The sequence below is a fragment of the Bacillus sp. SD088 genome (assembly GCF_017355205.1).
In the GTDB taxonomy this organism is placed as follows: domain Bacteria; phylum Bacillota; class Bacilli; order Bacillales; family Bacillaceae_C; genus Lederbergia.
Genome location: NZ_JADIJK010000007.1, coordinates 21101 through 46335, shown reverse-complemented (window position 1 = coordinate 46335; position 25235 = coordinate 21101). Strand labels below are relative to the sequence as shown.

Sequence of the window (25235 nt, the reverse complement as noted above, 5' to 3'; positions counted from 1 at the left end):
GAGAATTTATAGTTATTCGTGCGACTGCTGCATTTTATTCTTGGAAACTTTCTCTTGAAATCCGTACAACATGTACAAAATCAGTAGCTTGCTAGTAGGACAATTCCCCCATAGGGACATGTTTATCTATCTGATAAAGCGAAGTGCTTAGAATAGGAGCGGTTATTGCTGAAACTCCCTGCATTGCTGTAACCAGACCAGCCACTTCACCTTGCTTTGCTTTACTTACAGAGAGAGAAGCACCAGCCATAGAACCAGTCATCATCAGTCCGGTACCTAATCCAAACACAAAAAATGCTAAGTAGTAAAAATGAAGCTCTTTTGTAAGAAGAAAAATAATTGTACTCCCAGCAAAAATCAAAAAACCGAGTAGTATCATCAGTCGCGGTTCCCATTTTAGCCATTTGGACTGAACAATTTGAATGGGATCCCCTCTTTTCAACAGCAATTTTTAAAAATTATTGAGGAGTATATGTTGGATCATCTAGAAAAATATCACCCTTCCCCTAATAGAATGGAAATCCCTAAAGAACTGTTTATTCATTATGTGGCACACGGGTATGTAGGGGTTATTTCCTATTGGCTGGAGAATGACATGCAGTATTCATCAGAGTACATGGCGGAAAAACTCTCACAAATGACGATAAAAGGCCCTTTTAGTGTTGCAGGGTTAAAATAATTCAACAGAAATTATGGAGGCATTACTTCCTTTATGGAAAAAATTATGAAAAATAGATCAAGCAGACTGGTTTTACCATATGCTAAGAAAGGGCGCGATCCTTACCCCTTTTTGCGCCCTTAATTGATATTGGTTAAAAATCGCTCATCTTTATTTCCTTACTCTCGGCCATAAAGGCCGGTGGACATATTTAATCATCGTATTGAAAACAACTCCCCATTGACTGGCTGTCATTAATCCTATTGATGTATCATTCGTCACACCCAAATTTCTTCTTAATTGTTTTAGCTGTGGAGGCGTAAATATCCCTTTTAATGCAACACCAATCGTAGCCTGGGGGTGTTTTAAGCCATACTGTGCCAATCCAAGGAAAATGAGGTAATCCTTGTGCGGTACAATCGGCTCTTTCTTTCTCGTTATTGTAATCATTGCGGAATCCACTTTTGGTGGTGGAGAAAAGTTGTTTCTGGATATTTTTCTGACATAACATATGTCAAACCACATTTTCCAAGCTAACACATAATAATCTTTAACAGATTTTGACGTAAAACGTTTGGCTGCTCCCATTTCCATAACAATCACCCCTTTTTGGAAACCACTTGAAGGCTTATTTAAAAGCATTTTCATAATGGGAGTTGTAATAGAGTATGGTATATTTGATACAACGACAAACTTTTCTTTTGGCAAACGGATTTTCATAATATCTTCATGAAGAATTTTGGTATTAGGATTATCTGCTGTTTTTCGTTTGAGAATATCTACAAACTTGACATCATATTCTACAGCAAGAACCTTACCTGCTCGTTGATTTAATACAGTTGTTAAAGCTCCCTTTCCAGCACCTAATTCTAAAACAACGTCTTTTTGACTTACATTTGCTTTGTCAACAATTTCATTAATCAGCCTTTTATTATGCATTAAATGCTGCCCTGAAAAATTGGGAGGTTTCCCACGACTCAATTTTTCGCCACTAAATTTATAAGTTCTTTTGGTCATCTCTTCTCTTCCTTTCAAAATAAAAAATCGCAGATAATCTGCCTGTGATTCAAAGTAAAGGGAAGTAGACCCATCCTTATTCAGTTAAAAGCAAATTTGCAGCCTTTAGCAAAGATATTTTTGACATAAATAAAGAAAGGCAGAACAATCCGCCTTTCTAAACATTACATATCGTTTACTATCATTGTTCGTTCCTCAAAGATAGTATAAGAATTCCACACGATAACTTCCCCATTAGAGATTGTTCAAAAAGTCCAGTAAAAATGACTCTGCTTTGAACACGCTCATTAAGGTCAAATTACATGCATTTATAATAAATAATATGAAATGAAGATTATTAAAAAAGAACAGACTAATCCCGTTTACTCTGCATGCACAAGCAGAGCCTTTGAAAGTATTCAATTACTGATTCAAAGTTGGGAAACGAAGTCTATTTGTATGTGGCATTTTTTAATAATCCTCCTTAAATTAATGTAAAATTACATGTTACATTATATCAGCATTTTATTAAAAGTCAAACCATTTTGAATCGTGTATTCAACCGTTATTACAAAAAAGCGTTTGATCCTAAAATAGTAATCGAATAATCCGGTATTTATCAGTTGCTAGAGTTATGGGAAAAGTGGCTAAAATTTTCATCACCTTTTGTTAGCCCCCTCTGAATAAGGCATCGTGGATGAGTCTTGCCATCGTTCGGTGGAATACTAACCCAAAAAGCAAGAGACAACTTTGCCAGTTGCCCCGGTGGCTACTCTTTTTTTATTTTTAACATAGAGTTAGCATTCGCCTGAAATTCATATGGTACTTTTACTTCTTCCACCGTGTATCCATTAGCAGCAAGATCATGTATTAATTTATCTAATTGCTCATATCGTTTTCCTTCCAAATCATCTAAAGGGAAAATACGAATTTCCTCTTTCGTAACTCTCAATAACTCATTTAGCGTTTTTACATGAAATTGGTAATCTAATCGGTCAGAATACATAAATAGAAAATGTGCAGAAAGAACAATATCAAATTCTTCATCCTTAAATGGTAAAGAAGGCAAAGTGGCGGGGACGTATCGTTTACTCGATTCTCTCATATCGTTAGTACAATTTTCCAAGGCGCTCAAACGATGTTTTCTAAGACCTCCAATATTTATAAAATAATCCCAAATATAATTGTTTTGTGCTTTTTCCATAAGTTCCATAGCGTGTTCAATATCCTTAAGACCCTTATTATGTAGATCTTCCTTTGAATGGTAATAGGCAATATCAGCAGCTGTTATATCTAGGCCTTGTTTGTTGCCAACAGGAGTAAACGAACAAGCTCCTGCTGGACAATCGAGTATTCTTTTCCCTTTAAGATTTTCTATTGAAAGTGAAAACATGTCTACATACTCTTCAAAGGTTCTTCCAATAAAAACAATCCGTTCCAAATCTAATTTTGTACTATGCTCAACTCTACTCAACTAAACTCACCTCTAAATAATACGAATTAAATTCACCCTATCATAATTTATAGAGAAACTGAACCTTTTTCTTCTTCAACGAAGCTGCTTCGTTAAGCACAATCTGCGGGTAAAAAGGAATCCCACTGATGAACATTTTACTTTGTGTCTTTCCAAGCTTCAAATGAAAATGGAACACTAAGCATTTTAGCAGTTAATTCGTCGTAGGATACTAAGTCTTTTTTTGATAACTCTTTTAAAGAACGTTTTCCCATCGCTCTTAATGCCATTTTCATTTCTTCAATACTTGCTGTTAGGAATTTTTCTGCTGATTGCGTACCTTCGTCGATCTTAAATTGATTCTTGAATTTCCCTTCATTCCAAACAACTTGTGTAGGTGGTTCAAAAGGTAGGGCATTCAGAGATTGAGAATGTGCAACTGTAAATAAAATGGTTGAACCTAGATAGACAGCATCCGCACCTAATGCAAGTATTTTTAAAAAGTGTCCCGGTACAAATAATCCTCCCGATACAATTAAACTAATTTGTTCCTTCACTTTTCTTTTTTTTAGATGATTGGCTGCCCGGAAAACCGCATGTAATGTCGGAATCCCAAAATCATCAGATAAAATTGGTGGGGCTCCATGGGTTGCGGCTTGTCCCCCATCAATTGCAATATAATCAACTCCCATGTAAATTAAATGATCAATATCTTCTTCAATCTTTCCACCTGCACCAATTTTCGCTCCGATTGGAATTCCCCCTGTTAAGGTTCGAAGCTCATCAACAAGTTCTTTCAAATCATCTAGTGTTTGATCTTCATAAAAATTATCATAAATGACAGCATCCTCATCTTCCTTTAATCCCATTATCTTACGAGCACGTCCGGTTAAATTTTCAGGTGAAATTTTTCCTCCTGTTCCCAATAAGGCGCCCTGCCCCAATTTAACCTCAATCATATCAGCTCGTTTAAGAAGTTTTTCTTCCTTTGACCATTCTGTTTTAGCAAACTGCAAAATATATTTTCCGGCGGTATCTAATTCCTCAGGCAATACTCCGCCTTCACCAGAATTGATAGCAGTGCCTACATTTTTTGCTGCTCCTGCCAAAGAAAGTCTCACTTCCTCGCTTAGTGCGACACCATAGGCCATACCACTAATGATCAGTGGAATCTTTATTTTCATCGGTTTTTTCGCTTTTGGTCCAATGGTAACGGCAACATCTACTTCTTCCTCTCCATCTAAAGGGAATGGTGATGTTTGAGCAGGGATAAACGTGAGCATATCTAAATTTGGCCACTTCTTTGAAGAACCAAGCGGTCGATGGAGAACATCGCCTGTTTCTGTACGTAGACTATTTTCCAATATATTTTGAATACCCATATGTCGCAGCCCCGGTAGTAACTCGATAATATTTTCTTGATAACTATCGGTTAGAATTATTTTTCCCATTTGTTTAACCATTCGCTTCATGATCCAGCGCCAACCAATAAGTATGAATAAAATAAGGACAAATAATAGGGAAATCATCACAAAAGACACATAATATAGAAAGTTTGCCATAATCACTTCTCCAATATGGTATAAATTAAGCAGTCATTTAACCATTATTGCCCAAAGAGAAGCATTTAAATATTCTACATCGTGAAAAAAGAGCAGGTATTAAACTTTTCTTTACGGAAAGACTACAAGAGATCTTTTAATTTTAGTTATTATTTTACTTTATGCTTAATTTTCGTTAACTTTAGGAGTCATTTTCTTGGAAGAAGGAGGTCATTTAATGGACTTATTAAATGATAGCAATCATCGTCCTTTCCCATTCCCTTCGAAAAAGTGGATTATGCGACAAGCATGGAGAAATCTATTGTTTTTGCATTGGCCTGTTTCACCGGAAAAGCTACGTCCACATATCCCCTCCTCCTTACAAATTGACACCTTCCAAGGATCCGCATGGTTAGGCCTCATTTTATTCGTGATAGAGGGGATTTACCCCCTTGGATTTTCAAATGTTTCCCTTACACCTAAATTTCCAGAAATCAATGTAAGGACATATGTTAAATATAATGGCAAACCTGGCATTTATTTTATGTCTATTGATGTGGAGAACTGGGCGTCCTTAAAGATAGCAAAAAACTGGTATCATTTACCCTATCATCCGGCGAAGCTTTCTTTTCGCAAAGTAGGACAAACCTTTCATTGCCATAGTATTCGTAAAGGAAACAACGATCCTCCTGTATCTTTTAAGGGCAAATACATTCCTGTATCAGAAGTTTATTATCCAAAGCAAGGAACACTGGATCATTGGCTCACTGAGCGATATTGTTTATATAGTTCGAGTAACGGAGGCAATATCTATTGCGGTGAAATACACCATCGACCTTGGCCATTGCAAAAAGCAAAGATCGAAGTAGATAAAAATACCCTTTTTACTCCTTATCAATTTGACCTTGCTGAAGGAAAACCGATCGCTCATTTTTCAACCGGTGTTGATTCACTGATGTGGAATATAAAGAAAATACGGATTTAACGAGGTTCGTTTAAAGAAATTAATTTTTTAGGAGGAGCTTGAGTTAATGGTTAAATTTAATAAGAAAATTGCATTTTCGCTCGCAACATTAATTTTGCCCTGGCTGACGGTCCCTTTTATGGGGAAAAGAAATATTTTAAGGTTCTTGCCTGTTGCAAGTTTTATCAATTTATTCTTAAGCGTATTTAGCCTCATCTGTAACAAGAAGAAATGGTGGAAAACGAATAATCCTATATCTCCAGGGCCAATCGATTTTACATATATTTTAGGCCCTTATTTTGTCGCAACCCTGTGGATATTTAAATTAACGTATGGGAATTTCCGCAAATACCTAATCATGAATATGGTATTGGATTTAGTTAACGCCTATCCTATGCCTTATATTGGAAACAAGTTTGGCATTGTCCAATTTAAAAAGATGACACATACTGGGTGGTATATTATAAATGTATCCTTAGCGGTTATAATCTATGGCTTTCAAGCACTTGTTGAAAAAGCGATTAGGAAAAGCAGTTAGTTTAGCAATATAAAGTTTAATTAAATAAGAACAAAACATCTGTTTTTTCTAATTCCTTATTTTGCGTATTTCTTCGTTTTGGGGCTTTAAAAGGGCTAATTTTCAGAGTATCCCAGCATAACAAAACCCTGAATTTTCTCCTTGGTGTAGAAAATTCAGGGCAATTAATATACCTTTTTTATAGTAATATCCTTACTGATTAAATTTAAAGGCGTAGTAACAGAGCTCCTGTAGATCGCAAAGCATAACTGAACTTTAAGACTTCTTCTATAGACCACTCTATTTAAGGACCTTGAAATATTCCAGTTACTGAGACTATTTCCTTCTATCATACGTTCGTAACGATACAGCAAATTTTCTTTCAACTTGAGTCTACCTTAATGTTTTCCCCACTTTTACCTTGCTTTGAGCCCTTCCTTTACTCTATTAATTAGAGGATGAAAAAATACTTTGGAGTCTGGAGCGTCTACCCTGTCATTAAGCAATCCATAAACAAGGCAAAAACCTCGGTCTTTGCCTTTCGAAATCATTTTATATGCCTTAATTTATCAGGGTTGGCCACCATGTATATTGACTCGATTTCTGCGTCATTCATTTCAAAAGAAAGGACGTATTTGACTTTCCCGCTCGAATAAAGGACAATCCCTGGATTTCCATTTACTTTTGCAAACTTGAGTGAAAAATCTTCAGGGATTTTAGTTATAACCCCTAGGAAAAAGCGTGAAATGTATTCAGCACCGTATACCGGCCGAATAGCTGCTGTAACTTTTCCTCCACCGTCGGAATAATAGATCGCATCTTTTTTCAACAATGCCAAGATTTCGCTGATATTTCCGTCTTGCACAGCTTGGGTAAATTTCTCGACATACACACCTAATTGACCGAAATCCTGCTTGACTGAATTCGGATTGTGCGAGATTCCTTTTTTGGCTTGTTGAGGCTAGCTAGGCCCTCAGCCTCCAAGAACATCTGTTAGTCTAGCTTTTTCCAAACATCCCACTCGCCAGAATCAGAAGGTTTTTCACCACGCGTCCACCATTTTGCTTCATAAAGAATACCGTTATCATATACCTTATCTCCTGCTACATATACCTTCGATGATTGCCAGTCTGAAATATGATTAGGGTCTTCATGCTTAATTTCCTTCCAGACATCCCATTCGCCAGAATCAGAAGGCTTTTCCCCTCTGGTCCACCATTTCGCCTCATACGTCTTACCTTTATAGTTAACACGATCCCCTGCTACATATACTTTGTCTGCAGACCATTCTTCATCTTGCTTTTCTTTAACAATCGAGAACGTTTCAAGATGCTTGTTTTCATTTGTCTTCGTAGTTGTATAGGATGTATTAAAGGTAATTTTCTCATCAGTTACCGTGACTTGACTATATGTCATCTTATTTCCCTCTGGGGAAGCTTCATCTTCTACATTTGTATTTTTTATATCAAGGAAATCATAGTTAGGAATAAGCGGATCACCAGCTGTGACGGAATAATTTTTAGGATTATAAAATTTTAAACCGCCAGAAGCGATTGTGTAATATAACGGTGCATCAGGTGCAAAAACGGTTAAAGGATCGGCCGGATGAACTAGCTCAGCCTTTTCCTTAGTACCATCACCATTTACAAAACCGCGGCTGTATACATGATCATGACCAGAGAGGACAACATCAATCTTTAATTCATCCAATACTGGTGAAAGGGCAGTGCGAAGTTTGATAATACCTGAGTCGGTAATGTGGCTCGCCCCAGAATAAATCCCTTTATGGAATAAGACAATTTTCCATTGCTTGTCACTAGCCTGCATATCTTCTCGTAACCAATTAATTTGCTGATCAATCTCTTCATCTTTTATATTTTCCGTATTTAATGATGCAAAGTGAGCAGATCCATAATCGAATGAATAAACATAAGGTAGCTCAAGATCTGTATTTTGCTTTCCGCTCTCTGGTGAAGGAAAATAATTATCTAAGTAAAGTCCACTGGCACTATCATGATTACCAATGACAGGAACCATAAATGTATCCTGATAAAGATTATGTGAAACATCAAAGAATGTATCCCATTGATCTGGATTATTTGCTGTATTTGTAAAATCTCCTGCTAGATAAGTGAAATCAACCTTATCCTTTAATTGTTTTGTCGCATTCTTTAACATCTGTTCTGTTTTCTTCCCATCACCTGCTGCGGTGTCAAATTGGGTATCTGAGATATAAAGAAAGGAAAAATTCTCTTCTGTACTAGCAGTCTTAAACTGGCCCTCCTCACTCCATCCTTTTTCTGAACCATCTCCTACGCGGTAGCGGTATTTAGTATTTTCGTCAAGAGAGCCAGCAGTAACTTTACTATAAGCACGTTCATTTTTGAAGGTGATATCACTACTAGAGAAAACTAATTTGTTCTTAGATTTGAACCCTTTAGGATCTGATTTCTCAACGATTTGCGCAACCGCCTTTGTAACCTCCTGATCATGCGTTTCCCAAGCGAGTGTCATGCTGTTATGAGGGTTCTCCGTGACAGTGGAAGTAATGACTGACGGCGGGATCTCTGCCGCAAAAATAGGTTGGGCTGCACCAATAGACAGAGCTAAAACTGAACTTAATAATATACTAGTTTTGAATTTCAAGTAAATTCTCCTCCCATATTCTTATTCTTTCTCAGTATAATTGAATAATATTTATCGTTTATGAATTGAGAGTAAAGAATAGTTAAGAATATATGAAGGTTGCAAATACTTTGGTTTTTGAACAAAAAGGCCATTTGCTGTCCTCATTTGATGGACTCTTATAAATACCGATGTAGAATAGTTTTTAATTCACTATCTTGCATTATTCAGTACTTCATGCTATTATTTTTCATACAGTACTGAATAATGAACAATAGCTACCTTTGCGATCTATGTCTAATTTTAACCAAAACACGGACTCTTTGTTCACTAATTACAGATTTTAGGAGGTGCTTCTAAAGCAATCATCTTGAGATTGGGTCGATACATATCACTTAGTTTCACACGCTATGCAATTCGAAGAAGAACTGTTCAGTATTTTTAGCATTGATTGATTTATCTAGCGTAAAGGTCATCCGTAAGCGGATTGGCGGTAACTCGAAAGGCGGTACATTCATGTTTAACATTAGTTCAAAGAATCAAAAGAAAGTACACAGAAGTCTGCTACCCAAGATTCCTCTTCCAGGCATCTCTCCTCTTCCCCCCGGATGGAAAGGAGCTATTTTCGGAGTGTCACTTGTTACGTTGTTCATTTGTTTAGTGCAAGCTTCCTATTATCTTGGGTCGCGAGGGTTTCAGGACTACTTTGTAGGTACAGTATTATCTCTGCTAGCCATTCTGGGAATCACGGGTCTTATTGCTAGCGGGTTGCATTGGGCTAAAAAAATGCCTTCTCGGTATGTTTGGTTTCTACTGGCCTCCATTTGTTTGCTGTATTTCAGTTTTTTGGGCCCCTTGCCGTTATTGTTATCTGTCCTTTTTTGCATCATCATCTCCTTTTCCCTGCTTGGAGCCTTAGTTTATAGATTTATAAAGAGTTCCTATCGCGAAACTTCAAGGTGGGTAAAAGTAACGGCAAGCACGGGAGTTGCAGCGGTGTGCATTTTCATTTGTGTATTGGGATATTGGCTCACTAGTGAAGGTTTTGCTAACTTGGTAGTTCAGAATCCTTTACAAACCGTTAAGACTACGAACAATTACTCAAGCTCCGTGGCCAATCCGGCTGACCCTGGACCATTTCGTGTAAGATCAATTACCTATATAAGCGATCCAACGTATCGCAAAGATCTTGATTCCCAAGGACACTTGACGACAGAGCCTGTGGATGGCTCGGCATTTGTGGACAATTGGTCTTCCAGACGTACAAACACCTTCGGTTTTGGTCCAGAAGCGATGCCGCTGAATGGCTCGGTTTGGTATCCTGAAGGTGATGGTCCCTTCCCGCTTGTACTCGTTGTACATGGTAATCATCTTGCAACTGAATTCTCTGATCCCGGATATGCCTATTTGGGAAAATTACTGGCAAGTCGTGGATTTATCATGGCTTCGATCGATGAGAATTTTTTAAATATTTCTCCATACGATGATCTATTTATTTTAGATGGATTAGAAGGTGAAAACCGTGCAAGAGGTTGGTTGTTGCTCCAACATTTAAAAACGTGGGAAACATGGAATGCTTCTAAAGGAAATCTGTTCCATGGCAAAGTAGATATGCAGCATATTGCTCTGATAGGACATTCCCGTGGTGGTGAGGCCATCACTACGGCAGCCGCCTACAACCAAATGACAACATACCCAGAGGATGCAAATATCAAATTTGATTACCATTTTAATATAAAATCCCTTGTCTCGATCGCGGGTACCGATATGCAGTATCAACCGGGAGGACAACCCATCAAGCTTCAAGACATCAACTATTTGTCCCTACATGGCTCCCACGACATGGACGTCAATTCGTTCGTTGGGGCAAATCAGTATTATCGTACACGCTTTACTGAAAATAGTGATTATATCAAATCATATGTATATATCTACGGTGCAAATCATGGACAATTCAATACGGTTTGGGGTGGAACCGATGCTGTTGGTGTAGGAAACATGTTGTTCAATAACTCAGAGATCCTTCCTGGTGAACAACAGATTCAAGCTGCTGAAGTATTGATATCATCCTTTTTGGAGGCTACGTTGAAGGACAATAATTCATATCGGATGGTATTTCAAGATCTGGGATATGCCAAGGAGTGGTTGCCCGAAACAATGTATATTAACAATTATTGGGACGGAAAAACCACGACCGTCACTAATTATGAAGAAGATTCCGATCCAGGGACAACCACGTTGCCCGGCGGACGTTTGGAAGGGGACTCCCTCAAGGTTTGGAAAGAAGACAAAGTAAAAATGGAACTGTCAGATGAGCAGTATAGCGCGGTTTTCTTAGAATGGGATAACACATCAGTTACCTCCACGCCTGCTTATAAAGTCATATTGCCAGATTCCGGGGTTGATATAACTGACACAAGCACTATTGTTTTTTCCCTTGCCAACCTTGATACCGAGCAAGACGTTAGTGCCGCGGACGCTTTGGTCGACTTAACGATTTCCGTTGAAGATAAAAATGGAAACATAAGTCATTTGCCACTTAGCAAGTTCTCTCCGCTCCTTCCCATGCTTGAAGGCGTTCTTGCCAAGCGGCCGTTAGGATTCTTCCAAACGATTAAGGAACCAATTTTTCAAAATTTTGCGTTCAATATTAATGATTTTGTCAAAGCCGACACCAATTTGGTGCCCGAACGGATCGACAAGATCAGTTTTATTTTTGATCGGACCACCAAAGGAAAAATTTTAATGAAAGACATCGGTATCCGAAATGACCAAAATTAAAAGACCACATTCAGTCGACAGCTCCAGTAATCTTAACTTAGGGATACTTATGGAAACAACGATCTTAGTATTATTTTTTTCCTTGCCAGATTTCGATGGAGGCTTGTTCTGAAACCAACTGGGCTGGAAGGCCACTGTCAGTTGAGTCGAGGCGGTTCTGGTCTGTCCAAACTGTCAGTAGTATTTCATAAGATAAGGCGTGCAATGCACATCTTTTTTTATTGGACAACTGGGGAATCCATTCCGAACGATGCGCTGTAATAAATGTTGGTGACATTTATGCGAATGACACTATCAACTTTTCGCCTGCCCTAATAAGCTTAAACCCAAAATCCCCACTCTTGAACAAGCGGGGATTTTTTCTCATTTCTTATTTCTTCGTATTTCCTTATTGACTTCACGAAGCGCTTTTTTTGAGCCTCGTTCAATGTCATGATTTCGTTTGCGGGTTTTATAATCAATGAATAAAGTGTCTAAATCATAATCTTCTGGATACAACTCTGCAGCTTTTAACTCCAAAACCAACCGTTTCTCATTAACTTTAATAAATTGATTTTGATAAAACACAGTAACGTTATGATCATCATCTTTTTCCTCGTATACAATACCGAAGTCTTCATGATCCAGCAGTTTTACACGGTCTCCTTTATGATAGCCGATTTGTTTTACTGCTTTTTCAACAACTGATTTTGGCTTTCGGATTCTATCTTTATTTATTCGTTCTAAGCGATATTCTTTATTTTTCATATAGTCTTCTGCTCTTTTTAGAACATGTTCCGGTACATTCATTTTTCTAGAGATCCATAAGGCGTTACTGTCCCCGGATTGGCCGATAAGCAGTTTATATAAGGGTTCAAGTGTTTCATGATTAAATTGCATGGCTGCGTTCATAAAGTCGCTATGCAATTCGGAAAAGCGTTTGATTTCTCCATAATGCGTCGTCGCAACGGTCATACATCCTCTAAGATAAAATTCTTCCAAAAGAGAGATGGCTAAAGCGGCCCCTTCATTTGGCTCTGTTCCACTGCCAATCTCGTCAAACAATAGCAATGTATTGTTGTTTACAGATTGAAGGATTTCTGATAAGTTCTTCATGTGAGAAGAGAACGTACTAAGCGCATTTTCTAAACTCTGATTGTCGCCAATATCCACAAAAATACGGTCAAATATGGCGATTTCGGTTTCTTTCGAAGCTGTAATATGAAACCCGGACATTGTTGCCAAAGTGACAAGACCAATTGTTTTCAGTACAATTGTTTTTCCGCCAGCATTAGGGCCGGTTATAATCAAACTGCGATAACTACTTCCAATTTGAAATTGAAGCGGAACAATATGACCTGATAATAACGGATGCTTGCAATCAACTAATTTAATATCCCCCTGCTCATTAATTTTTGGCTCAATCCCATTCATAGTTCTGCTATATTTAGCTTTAGCAAAAATCATATCATATTGGGATATAAGCTCAATATTAATTTTAATCGGTTGAAGATTTTCCGCCACTAGCCCTGTTAAAGTCGCGAGTATTTGATATTCCAACATATCCTCTTCGGATTTTAATGTTGCTAATTCAACACTTAATTTCCCCACCACATTAGGTTCCATAAAGACTGTTGAACCTTTAGAAGATATTTCAATAACACTACCATGTACATGATTTTTGTATGAAGCTTTTATCGGTATTGTATAGCGATCATCTTTAACGCTAATAACGAATTCCTGAATATATTTTTTATTAACACTACTGTTTAGGAATTTATTCAATCTGTCTTTAATTTTTTGTTCAGTGGATTCGATTTGGAAACGAACACGTTTAAGTTCTTTGCTGGCAGCCGAATCAACCTGATTATTTTTAATAGAAAAATTAATTTCCTCTTCTATCTCCGTGAATTCTGTCATGGAATTAGCATACGCCGCTAATGTCGGTGCCAACATTTCTTTGTTACACATGAAAGTTTTAATCCTTCGGCAGCCCCTTAAAAAGTCGGAAAAACGGAAAAGCTCCTCTGGATCTAAAATGATACCCTTATCTAATTTATCGATGGTATGTTCAATGTTGGATATCCCGATAAATGGTACGTTTCCTCCTGCATCCAGAATGGTACGGGCTTCAGTGGTTTCAGTTAATCGATGTTTTACTACCTTTAGATTAGAACTTGGAGTTAATGTATCAATTAATTGTTGTCCAAGTCCGCTCACACAATGCGATTTTACAATTTCTTTTAGCTCGTTGTATTGTAATTTTTCAAAAGTATTTTCATTCATGTTTTCATTCTCCTCAATGTGATTATTAATCAGCAATGAAGATACCTAACAGGATTCCAATGAGTTTTAACAAAATAAAAAAAGCTGCGGCAGACACCGCAGCTTACATCACAAATCAAAAGGAAAGTAACATCAAAAAAACGTTAATAACGAACGTTTTAATTATGAAATGATGCGTTTGTTTGTAAAGTATGGTAGGTATCTTCATAGGTGGAAATAAGCCCAAAACAAACTAAGGGGTGTATATCTAAAATCCCCTGTTGTTAAAACTTCCTTATTTCCTTATAATATGTTTTCCTATTAAGAAACTACCGCACTCACAAAATGCACCCCTTATTATTTATATGCTCATTGAAATCGACTTTACCATTTTATTATACTATGGGAGACGGGAAAAGTAAAGAATAATCAAATATTTTAGTTCTAAGAAGTCGGCTTAAAGAATAATCGTACACAAGACTTGGGATTGATAGCCAAATGAAATTAAAATCGAAATGGAATACGGTCGAAGAAATAAATAAGACAAATTAGATTTGGAATCCATTTGTTCTTCTGCATTAAGTCGTTGACTTACGACCTTAAAATTCAAATGAACCTGCCCATCAATACAAGTTTCTTAAAGCTGATAAATCCTAAGGCTTAAACCTATTCATGCGTTGTGCTCCTTTGTCAGTGTAGGAACTGATTTAGTCATCGTTTCCACACTAACAACAGGAGCTTTTTCTATTTTTATCAATAGTTTTTTATATTCACAAATTTTTACTGCTGTGCAACGATAATGTTCGGTGCCAGGCTCCCGCACTCCTTAAAAAGTTATTGACACTATCGTCCTTCACTGTTATGGTTATACACATACGTATATAACCATAACACCTTACCACCCCAAAAGGAGGGTCGTTAATGAGTAATGTTTTTAATTCTGATAAGCCAATCTATATACAAGTCCGTGAGCTAATTGAAGATCAGATTATCAATAAACAATTGAATGAAGACGAGCAAGCACCTTCCACGAATCAACTTGTTCATTACTATAAAATCAATCATGCCACTGTTTCAAAGGGAATAAATCAGTTAGTTGAGGAAGAAATACTTTATAAGAAAAGAGGTATTGGGATGTTTGTAGTTAAAGGAGCTCGGGATAAAATACTCGCGATGCGCCGGCAATCATTTATTGAAGACAATGTTGTCTCGCTTGTACTAGAAGCAGAAAAGTTAGAAATTACGATAGAAGAAATCTTCAACTATATTAAAGATGTGAAAGGACGTGAACAATAATGAATATTAAAGCAAATAATCTTCATTTTTCTTATGGAAATGACGAGATATTACGTAACATAGATTTTGAAATTACGGAACCAAAAATTTACGGATTACTCGGTAGAAACGGTGCCGGAAAAACAACCCTACTTTCTTTACTTGGATCCTTTCGCGTACCGACATCTGGCCAAATATTAATCGATGGCGAGCAACCATTTGAAAATGCTCGAATCATGCAGGACGTAACTTTTATGTATGACAAGGATTATACAGGGGAATCAGACGCTCCTTCCACAATCATAAAATATTTGAAACGCTATCGACCAAATTTTGATTTAGAGTATGCAGAAAGTTTGTTAAAGAAATTTAAGCTCGAAGGGAAAAAATCAGTATCTAAACTTTCTAAAGGAAAGCAATCTGCCTTTAATGTCGTGGTTGGCTTAGCAAGTCGATCACCGATCACGATATTTGACGAAGTATATCTTGGAATGGACGCACCAGCACGCGATTTATTCTATAAAGAATTGTTACAGGATCAAGAACTACATCCACGAATTATCATTTTATCTACCCATCTTGTTTCAGAAATGGAGTATCTATTTGATGAGGTCATCATGATTAAGGACGGAAAAATTCTTCTGCATGAACAAAATGATCGCCTTATTTCCTATGGAATTACAGTGGTTGGAAATAAGCAAGCTATTCAAAAATTTACAGAGGGTAAAAACGTGATTCACGAAGAACAGCTAGGTGACACACGTTCAATCACGCTATTCGGAGAATTAAGCACTGCGGAGCGAGCTTCTGCAAAAGAACTACGTCTCGATATTGCTCCAGTATCACTGCATAATTTATTTATTCATCTAACGGAGGAGGGGAATTAGTATGAAGAAAGGCGTATCTTTTCCAACGATTGCTGTAGATCAATTTTGGGTGCAACTGACATGGACATTTTGGGCTACGGGGATTTTTATCATCGTTAACATTGTTAAATTGGTGTTCGGGGATAACATTGATTCATTCTATAGTGCGGGATATATTAGCAGTAATATCTATATGCTCGTCATCGGAATCATTGCGATAAGCTTTCTCTCCTATTACGTAGGGATGGGAGTGACAAGGAAGAATTATTTTATTGGAAACGTGATTGCTAGCATCGCTTTATCGATTATCATCCCAATAGGTATTTATGTGATTAACTTGATACAGAAGCTAATAGTAGGCAATTTCACTTCTTTCGTTTTGAATGCCAATACGTTAGAGGAAATTAAAATTGACATCGACGGAAATATCATAGGTGAAATTATTCAGTCAATCATTTTAACACCATTTGTTAACCCAGAAACTAACCTTGCACTCTCCCTTGCTTTGTTTAGTCTTCATATCTTCGTTTTTTATATTATCGGTTGGCTAATTGGAGCAGCATTCCAGCGTCTAGGAGTTATTGGCGGAATACTCTTTATAGCAATTGGAATTGGAATTATTTCAATAAAAGATTCAATGATTCGTTTAGCACTTGATTTACCGCTATTTCAAAGTTTCTCAGCACTAAACATTGTCCCAACTAATTTAGCATTACCATTAGTAGTCGTTGTCATTTTGATTACAATCTTACTAATTCATCTACTAACTAGACGGGCACCGATAAAAATATAAATATGTTTAAAATGAAATAACCACCATTGGTAGTTCAATAGTGGTTATTTTCTTTGTTTAATCACTATTCTCTCCGTAATAAATACAGGCTCCGATCCAAAAGTGAATTGATTAATTCGTCACATCATTTTAGGGAGAAAGTGGTCGTTTAACTTATGTATATTTTATATAAACCATCCTGTTTCTAACGTTCGAACTACTCCAAAAATCTTAGACTAGCATTTATTTTTCTTTGCTTCCCCACCCTCATATTTCCTCATCCATCCTTTAAGATAGCACAGTTGGGCATCTATTTCATTGCGCAGCGAGCCGACCCAATTATCATAGTTATCTACGTCGTTTACGGTATGGATGATGATAATTGTTTACAAAGCTATATTGAATCATCGCTTCCCGTTCGGGAACTCCCGGCCAGAAATAAGCATTAGCTCCGGCCCCAAGTTGAATATCAGCTACCCCTTGGGAATGAAGATGTCTTTCATCGAAAGATAGTAACTTTTTTCCTACCCCTTTCCCTTGATCCTGTTGATTGACTATTATCAATACGACAGAACCATGTGGTCTGGGCTTGCCTGTAATATTTATTCCAGTAATAATAAATCCCACAATATGATTATCTATTTCTGCTATAAAATGCGAATGACCATTATCTGTACTTCGAATAATTCTCTCGAAATCTTGGTATTCAATTGGCCACTTATGCCGGAGATTAAGCTCCCACAATCTATACATATTAATTAAGTCGCTATTCTTGAAATTTCGAACAATCATATCAATGTCCCCCTTATCTCTCAAGCGAATGTTTCAATGCTATTTCAGGAATATCACTCTCCTGCGGCACATGGCAAAGAACATTGCAAAGCAACGTCTTTATGCCGAAAATGTCCATTTAATTAACATTGGGGTGATCATTTTGTTTATTCAATTAAATTCACTCCAAATTTTCCACAAAACGCTGTATTCGTTTTGATGCTTCCTCCAATTGGATCATTGAGGTTGCGTATGAGCAACGAATATATCCTTCGCCGCTTTCGCCGAATACACTTCCAGGAACGACAGCGACCTTTTCTGATATGAGCAATTTTTCTGCGAATTCCTCTGAAGATAGGCGAGTTTTCTTAATCGATGGAAACAGATAGAATGAGCCACCAGGTGATTCGCAGTCAAGCCCCATACTGTTCAACTGATGCACTAAGTAATTTCTTCTTTGACGATAACTGCGGACCATCCGTTTGACATTATCACTGTTACCGGTCAATGCCTCCAAGCCGGCGTACTGTGCCATGGTTGATGCACACATCATGGATGATTGATGGATTTTTAGCATCGCCTGTATAATCTCCTTGGGTCCCGCCGCATAACCGAGACGCCAACCGGTCATTGCAAATGCTTTTGAAAACCCAGAAATGGTGATAGTCCGCTCTTTCATCCCTTCCAACGCCCCTGTGCTGACATGGTCATCTTCATAAATTAATTCCGCATAGATTTCATCGGAATAAACGAGCAAATCATGGTCTTTCACAATTTGGGCAATGGGTTCCAAATCATTTCTGCTGAGGACTGTGCCAGTCGGATTATTAGGATTACATAAAAAAACCGCCTTTGTTTTCGCAGTGATCAACGGTTTGAGCTGTTCTGGTGTTGGTTTAAATTGATTTTCAGCCTTAGTTTCGAGGGGAACGGCTTTCCCTCCTGCCATTTGAATGAGCGGGATATACGAAACAAATCCTGGATTGACGATGATCACTTCGTCGCCCCTATTGATCGTCGCACGAAGAACCAAATCAATTGCCTGGCTTGCTCCAACAGTCACCAATATTTCATTTTCCGGGTTATAATCCAAATCATATTTTGTTAAATAACGACAGATTTCCCGTCGCAAACTGAAAAGGCCTGCATTTGAAGTATAGGCGGTGTAGCCCTGCTCAAGTGAATGATAGCTGGCTTCAATAATATTCCATGGTGTTGTAAAATCAGGCTCACCAACACCAAGAGAAACCACATCATCCATCTGGGAGGCAAGATCAAAAAAACGCCTGATCCCGGAAGGCTGAATCGAATTGGCTAGCTCTGAAACGAAATGGCTACTTTTTGTTGCCGTCATGGTGACACCACCATTCTCTTATCCTTTGATTTTTCATCAAAAATGACACCATCATGTTTATATTTTTTTAAGATAAAATGTGTCGTTGTTGAAATGACAGAATCGAGTGTCGAAAGCTTTTCGGAGACAAAATTGCTGATGTCAGCCATTGATTTACCTTCCACCGTAACCGATAAATCATAAGTCCCGGACATGAGATAAACCGACTTAACTTCGCTGTGGCGATAAATTCGTTCAGCAGTTTGATCGAACCCTACGCCTCTTTTCGGGGCAACCTTCACATCAATCATCGCAGTGATATCTCCGTTGCCCAGTACTTTTGACCAGTCAATAACCGCAGAATAGCCCTGAATCACCTGTGATTGCTCAAGGCTTTTTATCATTTCGGCTACTTCATTTATATCCATATTCAGCATCTTTGCCAGTGATTCAATTTCAATTCGTCCGTGGGTTTCCAATATTTCCAGTAATTCTAGTTGTTTTTCTTTCATAAGTAGGCTACTCTCCTCTTCTGTACTTTAATATCCAGGAATATAATTTTAAATGAACTTATGCTATGTAAATCATTATACATTTTTTTAAAAAGATTTGATCATTTTCTATTTAAATTGTTTCATAAAAGCACTCGTTTTAAAAAAGCTTTAGGTTAGAAACCACTCAGCTAATTTAGCCAGTAATAAATATTTGAACTGGCCCTTCCCAATCAACTTTTTGAACTTCTTTATAATGATCGTTTGTATACTCAGAGATGACCTTCCTCCAAAATCTCTGCGCAGGAACGTTCCTCTCTATCTCTGCAACCTCCCATGTTCCAAAGAAAGTATCAAATAGATAAAAGGCCGCTTGCCTGCCAACACCAGATTTTCGGTATTTCTTCATAACAAAAAACTCAGCCATTGAAAAATAGGATTCAGGATTTTCACCCTCTTGAGTTATTTTGCGAATCAGCGCAAATCCAGCATAATTTCCATTAACCTTGATCAAAAAAGGAAAACGACTTGGCTCTGTCCAATAATGTTCAAAATACTTGTAACCATATAATCCCTGATCATTTACATCTTCGGGATCAAACTCACTAAAATCATATTTGTATAACTCGAGTAAGTTCCTTAATACATTTTTTTGTTCTAGAGATACTTTTTCAATCTGTACATCCACTCATCTTACCTCCATAACTAAATAAACCGGATGGTTCGTTTGCCAAATTGCCACAATCCAGTTCTTATGGTTTTGATTCCAAATTCTTCGCTCTTTGACATCCATCAAAATCAATCCTCTCAATTGATTGCTATGTATGCGTCGATTCGGTAACTTTTATTCTCTACTTATGAATGAGATTTTTAACAAAAACATTACCCAAGTGATAGTATAATTATCGATAGATTCATCTTTGCCATGTAATCTAGTATAATAGCAAATTCATGGAGGTTATAAAATGCAACAACAATATTCATTTATTTATGAACGCTTATATCAATATTACGGCCCGCAAAACTGGTGGCCAGCTGAAACCCCTTTTGAGATGATGATTGGTGCAATCCTTGTGCAAAATACAAGTTGGCGTAATGTTGAAAAAGCACTCGTGCAATTAAAACCTTTTTTAGATCCTAAAACGATTGAGCATATACCTGAAGATGAACTTGCTCAGCTGATTAAATCTAGTGGTTTTTTCAACATAAAGGCTAAGCGAATCAAAGCGTTTATACAATGGTTTAATAAGTATGAATATGATATCGAAAAAATTAAACAAAAAGATATACAGACATTACGCATTGAATTATTAAACATCCATGGCATTGGCCGAGAAACAGCAGATGCGATGCTCCTATATGCATTCCATAAACCTGTATTTGTCGTTGATGCTTATGCAAGAAGAATTTTTACACGGATTGGAAATGATGTACCAGCTTCCTATGATATTTTTAGAAAACAGGTTGAGAGTGAATTTCCAGCTGATCTAATACTATTACAAGAATACCATGCCCTTCTTGTTGAACATGGAAAAGTACATTGCAAAACGAAGCCACTATGTCTTGGATGTCCATTGAATGATCTTTGTGATTATCATTTAATGTCGTTTGGATGATAATTTGAACCGTAGTGATAACTGCGTCAATTCCAATTTTTAAGAATGAAAACTTTCAATCTCTTTCACAAGTTTTTGCAAGGCAGAACTTTTTTGCGTTAATTTCATATTCTTTTCGAATTTTTCCTTGTTTTTATAGATTAAGTCTAGATGATCCACCAATGTCTCACGATCTAGTTTTTCTTCCTCCAACATAAGGCAATAGCCTTTTTCCTGGAAGGCCTTTGCGTTGAGGATTTGGTCTCCCCTGCTTTGATCTAATCCTAAAGGAATGATGAGCATCGGGATGTTCAAAGCCAAAAATTCAAATATTGCGTTTGATCCACCTCTCGTAATGACGGTATCAGAAGCAGCTAAAATATCTGATAGTTCATCATGTACATACTCATATTGGCGATATCCTGAGACATTTGAGTATTGGCCATCTTTATTTCCTTTTCCACATAGATGAACAATCTGGTATTTCGATGTCAGCTCAGGTAAAGACGTTCTGATAATTTCATTGATTTTTTTAGCCCCCAAGCTCCCACCCATTATCGTTAAAATAGGAAGTGGAGAATGAAATCCAAGAAAAGCTCTCCCACGAGCAGCCGAACCGCTCAGAATTTCTTTTCTAATTGGTGAACCAATAACGGTCGTCTTATGTTCGGGGAAAAATTTCTTTGCTTCCTCAAAAGAGGTAAAGATTTTCGTAGCAAATCTTTGTGAAATTTTATTGGCCAATCCAGGTGTTATATCACTTTCATGAATTAATACGGGAATTTTGAGCGTCTTAGCCGCTAAAATAACGGGTACGGAAACAAATCCGCCTTTCGAAAAAACAAGTTGAGGTTTTATGTTTTTTAGAATTTTTTTTGCTTCAAAATATCCTTTTAATACATGGAAGATATCCTTCACATTTTGCAAATCAAAATATCGCCTTAATTTTCCACTCTCAATACCGAAATAGGGAATATTCAGTTTTTGAATCAATTCCTTCTCAATCCCCTTTTTTGAACCAATATAAGATATGTCCCAATCTTGATCTAGTTCTTTCATAATCGCTATATTGGGTGTTACATGTCCCGCTGAACCCCCACCTGTAAATACAATTGTCTTTTTCTTCATAAAGTCTCCTCTTTCAGTCTTGTGTAAAAATGGGCTTTCAACATTATAAATTTCTTTTTGTTATGGTTTTCCATCTTTAACCGAAGGTTCGGTTGTATTTATTTCTTCAGGCAATCTAATCCCCGCTGCTTTCACATGTCCTGGTAACTGTTCACACGTTCCTAGCTCTTTAATCAATGGATAGATTTCCCGTAAACCTGTTCTGCTCAACTGTCCTATTGTTGAATATTTGACCATATCTTTCGCGGTAATTCCAGAAAATGTTCGCGCGAAATGGTTAGTGGGTAAAACCGCTGTAATTCCAATCCCATAATTTGCTGCCGAAAATGGAGTATATTCGCAGGTGGGAACTTTCAGGTTAACTTCTCTAATATATGAGCTACACCATCCTCGTCATTCGCCTTTGTAATAGAGCAAGCAGCTGATTTCAATTCTGGAATGGCATTTTCCATGGCTATCGGAAAACGACAAGCGCGAAATAATTCTATATCGTTCCAGTCATCGCCGAAAGCCATTACTTCGGACATGGAGATATTCCTATGGAGGCAGAGTTTGCGAACAGCATATTCTTTAGGGACACCTTTTGCCATGAAAAGCCCCGATTTCTCGCAATCTTTGAGAAAGAAATAATTGAACAGAGCGTGGAGGTCTAGCTGTAGCAAATATAATGAAAATTCCTTTTTGGTGCATCTCGAAAATAGCTTGTTGATTTCTCTTCGAAACTTCCTTTTTTGAATTTAATAAAGTTCCATCTAAATCCAAGACAATCGCTTTAGTCTCATTCATTAATGTCACAGCAAGCCTCCTCCCCAATAAACTTTATAATGTTACTTTGTTCAAATCATCTAAAAGTTGATGCAGCTCTCCCAGGTTTTGAATTTCATAAGTTGGAATGACTTCTGTTCGTTCTTTTTCTTCACGATTAATCCATACAGACTTCATCCCAACTCGATTGGCTCCAAGTATATCGGTCATTAGGTTATCGCCGACCATAATTGCTTCGTCTTTATTTAACGCCATTAAGGATAATGCATGTTCAAAAATAGCAGGATCCGGTTTTCCTTTTCCAAAACCACCAGAAATAACAATTTGTTCGAAATAAGGTGTAAGCTCTGGGGTGATCGTAAGCTTCGTTTGCTGTAAATCAGGTGAACCATTTGTGAGCAGTAATAATCGATAATCTTCTTTTAAACTGTCTAATACAGTAAAAGTGTCCTCATATACAAATGGTAGCTTCCTTCTCTCTTCCGGAAATCGTTCTGCCAATTCATGCCCGAACTCTGCGTCATCGATCCCTAAAACTTTTAAACCTAATGTCCAAGCATCTTTTCGGTATGTAGGAACGATTTCCTTCATCTTTTTGAATTCATCATGATCTTCTAGAAAGTTCCCCCATAGTCCTTCAAAGGGATTAATGCCAATCATTTGTGTAAAAGGATAGGTTTCGTACGAGGAATAAAGTTGTCTTGCTTGCTCACGCACCACTACCTCAAATTTTTCTGCTTTTATCCCATAACGCTCTTCCGCTATTTTACAAGTAGACAGAAAAGCTTCTTGAATGCTTTTTTTATCCCAAAGTAAAGTATCGTCCAAATCAAAAAATACAGCTTTAATCATATTGACCCTCTCTCCATTTATATATAATTATTCTATTAGTTTACCATAATATTAATCTGAAAAGGGGTTAGAATTTCCTGCAATAATAAAAGAAAAGACCCTACAATCAGAGCAAGGTCTTTCACATTCATAATCATCATTGGTAATGGACTTAACGGGCAGTAATTCCCACCACCTCAAGGCTTTAGATAATACCTAAAAGCATAGATGGAGGATAAACTACCCGTAAAGGCTCGATTGGTTCAACTAACAATCAATGGGAAATAGAAGAACCTCCCATTGATTGAAGTTTCACTTTATGAAACTGGGCTTTTTTCATCTATTCCCTGTGATTTGTTTTTAAGATAAAAAATAATTCCCATTAAACTAACTAAAATAAAAGCAAATCCTGCTAATGTCCACAAAGTAACAGAAATAGCAAAACGGTCGATTAATTCACCAACAATCTTCGGCAAGATCGCCCCACCTAATCCACCTAACGCGACTAACAGACTTGTTGTCCTCTCTTCATGTCCTTGAGAGGCATCATTAATAATAAGCAATCCAATTGAGAAAATGCCGCCCATTAATAACCCAGTAACAAAGATTGCGCCATAGCTAATCCAAATTGATGGAGATAACGCAAAGACAACCAAACCGATAAATTCTCCAATACAACTTACCACAAATAGCTTTGTATAACCGATTCTGTCGACGATAAATGTCATAAACATGCGACCAATGGTCATGGCTAACCAAAAAACAGTAATACTTAAGGCTAAAGAGGATGCATCTAATTGTGTTGTTTTATGGAGGATGGTTGGCAAATAGTTAGGTAAAACCATCTCAGTCCCAACATACACGAAGAAAAATACAGCCCCAAAGGTTACGATTGGAATTTGTCTTCGAGTATACCGAAGTTTTTCAGGTTTCTTTCCGTTTTCATCTACAGGTTTGGGCTGCTTTTTCAAAATTGAATCCATTTCTCCAAAGGAAGAAAATAACCAAAACAGCAATGCAATCGTTGTCACACACGCTACAAATGAAAAGGAGAAATTCCATATATTCCTGGAAATTAAAAAGGCTGAAATAACTGGGATCAATAAAGCCCCAACCCCAAAGAATACTTCAACGAGTATCAGTGTGGACGCCTTTTTTTCTTTTAGATGTGCAACGATTAATGCAGCAACAACCGTTTCCCCAATTCCAATCCCAGCCCCAGCAAATGGTGCAACAAGTAACAATAAATTCCAATTTGGGAGTAATCCAAAGATAAATTGGGAAACCGCAAATGATAGGAGGGCGATGGATAATGTGATTCGTCTACCTAACCCTCTTACTAAAAAAGGTGCGACGAGGACCCCGACCAAAAATCCTAAAAATTGATTCATAATCAATTGTCCGCCATCCCCATATTGGATTCCATATGATGCGACCATTGGTTCGAGGATCGTGCCAATAATAATATGACCAAAACCATTCAAGCAATAAATAAGACAGGCAATCCAAATAAACTTTTTCATTCTATAATTCTCCTATGTATACCAAATTCTCATGGTTTAATATGCACCCACACCATGTTATCAGGAATCTTCAATAAGGTCTAATCCTTTTGATATAAATAAAATT

26 protein-coding genes are annotated in these 25235 nt (G+C 37.3%); 8 read left to right on the top strand and 18 right to left on the bottom strand.

Annotated elements, in window-relative coordinates:
* Positions 1 to 91 precede the first annotated feature (91 nt).
* Positions 92 to 442 carry an MFS transporter gene (locus IPU53_RS08050; protein ID WP_313886463.1) on the bottom strand — a complete coding sequence of 117 codons (351 nt, stop codon included), beginning with the start codon at positions 440 to 442 and terminating at the stop codon, positions 92 to 94.
* On the opposite strand from IPU53_RS08050, the gene IPU53_RS08045 reads away from it, so the two are divergent.
* On the top strand, positions 419 to 679 hold the full coding sequence (locus IPU53_RS08045) for a TetR-like C-terminal domain-containing protein (RefSeq protein ID WP_207449657.1): 261 nt from the start codon (positions 419 to 421) through the stop codon (positions 677 to 679). The genes IPU53_RS08050 and IPU53_RS08045 overlap by 24 nt on opposite strands.
* A 150-nt stretch (positions 680 to 829) precedes the next feature.
* Here the strand turns inward: IPU53_RS08045 and erm are convergent, their stop codons facing one another.
* From erm to IPU53_RS08025, 4 genes are all read right to left on the bottom strand, one after another.
* Positions 830 to 1675 (bottom strand): 23S ribosomal RNA methyltransferase Erm, encoded by an 846-nt coding sequence (gene erm, locus IPU53_RS08040; protein WP_207449655.1) that lies wholly within the window; start codon positions 1673 to 1675, stop codon positions 830 to 832.
* 402 nt (positions 1676 to 2077) lie between these two features.
* Positions 2078 to 2122: an erythromycin resistance leader peptide gene (locus IPU53_RS25605; RefSeq protein WP_207449908.1), complete on the bottom strand. Its 45-nt coding sequence runs from the start codon at positions 2120 to 2122 to the stop codon at positions 2078 to 2080.
* A 301-nt stretch (positions 2123 to 2423) separates the two neighbouring features.
* A complete protein-coding gene (locus IPU53_RS08030) occupies positions 2424 to 3128 on the bottom strand; it encodes a methyltransferase domain-containing protein (RefSeq protein WP_207449653.1) in 705 nt (234 codons plus the stop codon).
* 137 nt (positions 3129 to 3265) lie between these two features.
* On the bottom strand, positions 3266 to 4669 hold the full coding sequence (locus tag IPU53_RS08025; RefSeq protein WP_207449651.1) for an FMN-binding glutamate synthase family protein: 1404 nt from the start codon (positions 4667 to 4669) through the stop codon (positions 3266 to 3268).
* A 217-nt stretch (positions 4670 to 4886) separates the two neighbouring features.
* On the opposite strand from IPU53_RS08025, the gene IPU53_RS08020 reads away from it, so the two are divergent.
* Positions 4887 to 5633, top strand: coding sequence for a YqjF family protein (locus IPU53_RS08020; protein WP_207449649.1), 747 nt, complete (start codon positions 4887 to 4889; stop codon positions 5631 to 5633).
* Positions 5634 to 5679: 46 nt separating this feature from the next.
* The gene (locus IPU53_RS08015) at positions 5680 to 6150 is read left to right on the top strand and encodes a hypothetical protein (protein WP_207449647.1); all 471 of its coding nucleotides are present in this window, start codon (positions 5680 to 5682) and stop codon (positions 6148 to 6150) included.
* A gap of 526 nt (positions 6151 to 6676) precedes the next feature.
* On the opposite strand, the gene IPU53_RS08010 is transcribed toward IPU53_RS08015, so the two are convergent.
* Together IPU53_RS08010 and IPU53_RS08005 are read right to left on the bottom strand one after the other, a co-directional pair.
* A complete protein-coding gene (locus IPU53_RS08010) occupies positions 6677 to 7021 on the bottom strand; it encodes a hypothetical protein (RefSeq protein ID WP_207449645.1) in 345 nt (114 codons plus the stop codon).
* Positions 7022 to 7122: 101 nt separating this feature from the next.
* Complete coding sequence (locus IPU53_RS08005) at positions 7123 to 8775, bottom strand: carbohydrate-binding protein (RefSeq protein WP_207449643.1); 1653 nt, start codon at positions 8773 to 8775, stop codon at positions 7123 to 7125.
* Between the two features lie 495 nt (positions 8776 to 9270).
* On the opposite strand from IPU53_RS08005, the gene IPU53_RS08000 reads away from it, so the two are divergent.
* The gene (locus IPU53_RS08000; protein WP_207449641.1) at positions 9271 to 11535 is read left to right on the top strand and encodes an MFS transporter; all 2265 of its coding nucleotides are present in this window, start codon (positions 9271 to 9273) and stop codon (positions 11533 to 11535) included.
* A 363-nt stretch (positions 11536 to 11898) separates the two neighbouring features.
* Here IPU53_RS08000 and IPU53_RS07995 read toward each other — a convergent pair whose 3' ends face one another.
* Positions 11899 to 13800, bottom strand: coding sequence for an endonuclease MutS2 (locus tag IPU53_RS07995; RefSeq protein WP_207449639.1), 1902 nt, complete (start codon positions 13798 to 13800; stop codon positions 11899 to 11901).
* Between the two features lie 900 nt (positions 13801 to 14700).
* On the opposite strand from IPU53_RS07995, the gene IPU53_RS07990 reads away from it, so the two are divergent.
* From IPU53_RS07990 to IPU53_RS07980, 3 genes are read left to right on the top strand one after another with little or no spacing between them, the layout of a single operon-like run.
* Entirely contained in the window at positions 14701 to 15075 is a 375-nt protein-coding gene (locus IPU53_RS07990; RefSeq protein WP_207449637.1) for a GntR family transcriptional regulator, read from the top strand.
* Positions 15075 to 15941, top strand: a complete 867-nt coding sequence (locus IPU53_RS07985) for an ATP-binding cassette domain-containing protein (protein ID WP_207449635.1) — start codon at positions 15075 to 15077, stop codon at positions 15939 to 15941. The genes IPU53_RS07990 and IPU53_RS07985 overlap by 1 nt, the downstream gene beginning before the upstream one ends.
* 1 nt (position 15942) lies before the next feature.
* Positions 15943 to 16713: a hypothetical protein gene (locus IPU53_RS07980; protein ID WP_207449633.1), complete on the top strand. Its 771-nt coding sequence runs from the start codon at positions 15943 to 15945 to the stop codon at positions 16711 to 16713.
* 327 nt (positions 16714 to 17040) lie between these two features.
* Here the strand turns inward: IPU53_RS07980 and IPU53_RS07975 are convergent, their stop codons facing one another.
* The 4 genes from IPU53_RS07975 to IPU53_RS07960 all read right to left on the bottom strand — a co-directional run bounded on the left by IPU53_RS07975 (position 17041) and on the right by IPU53_RS07960 (position 19975).
* The gene (locus tag IPU53_RS07975) at positions 17041 to 17484 is read right to left on the bottom strand and encodes a GNAT family N-acetyltransferase (RefSeq protein ID WP_207449631.1); all 444 of its coding nucleotides are present in this window, start codon (positions 17482 to 17484) and stop codon (positions 17041 to 17043) included.
* Positions 17485 to 17644: 160 nt separating this feature from the next.
* Complete coding sequence (locus tag IPU53_RS07970) at positions 17645 to 18817, bottom strand: aminotransferase (protein ID WP_207449628.1); 1173 nt, start codon at positions 18815 to 18817, stop codon at positions 17645 to 17647.
* Positions 18814 to 19308: an Lrp/AsnC family transcriptional regulator gene (locus IPU53_RS07965; protein WP_207449626.1), complete on the bottom strand. Its 495-nt coding sequence runs from the start codon at positions 19306 to 19308 to the stop codon at positions 18814 to 18816. The genes IPU53_RS07970 and IPU53_RS07965 overlap by 4 nt, the downstream gene beginning before the upstream one ends.
* A gap of 175 nt (positions 19309 to 19483) precedes the next feature.
* Positions 19484 to 19975 (bottom strand): GNAT family N-acetyltransferase, encoded by a 492-nt coding sequence (locus IPU53_RS07960; protein ID WP_207449624.1) that lies wholly within the window; start codon positions 19973 to 19975, stop codon positions 19484 to 19486.
* Between the two features lie 277 nt (positions 19976 to 20252).
* Between IPU53_RS07960 and IPU53_RS07955 the strand changes: the two genes are divergently transcribed.
* Entirely contained in the window at positions 20253 to 20903 is a 651-nt protein-coding gene (locus IPU53_RS07955) for an endonuclease III domain-containing protein (protein ID WP_207449622.1), read from the top strand.
* 39 nt (positions 20904 to 20942) lie between these two features.
* Here IPU53_RS07955 and IPU53_RS07950 read toward each other — a convergent pair whose 3' ends face one another.
* The 6 genes from IPU53_RS07950 to IPU53_RS07930 form a co-directional block, all read right to left on the bottom strand.
* Positions 20943 to 22010: an undecaprenyldiphospho-muramoylpentapeptide beta-N-acetylglucosaminyltransferase gene (locus IPU53_RS07950; RefSeq protein WP_207449620.1), complete on the bottom strand. Its 1068-nt coding sequence runs from the start codon at positions 22008 to 22010 to the stop codon at positions 20943 to 20945.
* Positions 22011 to 22070: 60 nt separating this feature from the next.
* Entirely contained in the window at positions 22071 to 22367 is a 297-nt protein-coding gene (locus IPU53_RS07945) for a histidinol dehydrogenase (protein ID WP_242698160.1), read from the bottom strand.
* A complete protein-coding gene (locus IPU53_RS24880) occupies positions 22364 to 22672 on the bottom strand; it encodes an HAD hydrolase family protein (protein ID WP_313886462.1) in 309 nt (102 codons plus the stop codon). The genes IPU53_RS07945 and IPU53_RS24880 overlap by 4 nt, the downstream gene beginning before the upstream one ends.
* On the bottom strand, positions 22581 to 22796 hold the full coding sequence (locus IPU53_RS24875; protein WP_242698159.1) for an HAD hydrolase family protein: 216 nt from the start codon (positions 22794 to 22796) through the stop codon (positions 22581 to 22583). Before IPU53_RS24875 ends, IPU53_RS24880 begins: the two co-directional genes overlap by 92 nt.
* A 33-nt stretch (positions 22797 to 22829) precedes the next feature.
* Positions 22830 to 23627 (bottom strand): HAD family hydrolase, encoded by a 798-nt coding sequence (locus IPU53_RS07935; RefSeq protein ID WP_207449618.1) that lies wholly within the window; start codon positions 23625 to 23627, stop codon positions 22830 to 22832.
* 296 nt (positions 23628 to 23923) lie between these two features.
* Positions 23924 to 25129 carry an MFS transporter gene (locus IPU53_RS07930; protein ID WP_207449616.1) on the bottom strand — a complete coding sequence of 402 codons (1206 nt, stop codon included), beginning with the start codon at positions 25127 to 25129 and terminating at the stop codon, positions 23924 to 23926.
* Positions 25130 to 25235: the final 106 nt, after the last annotated feature.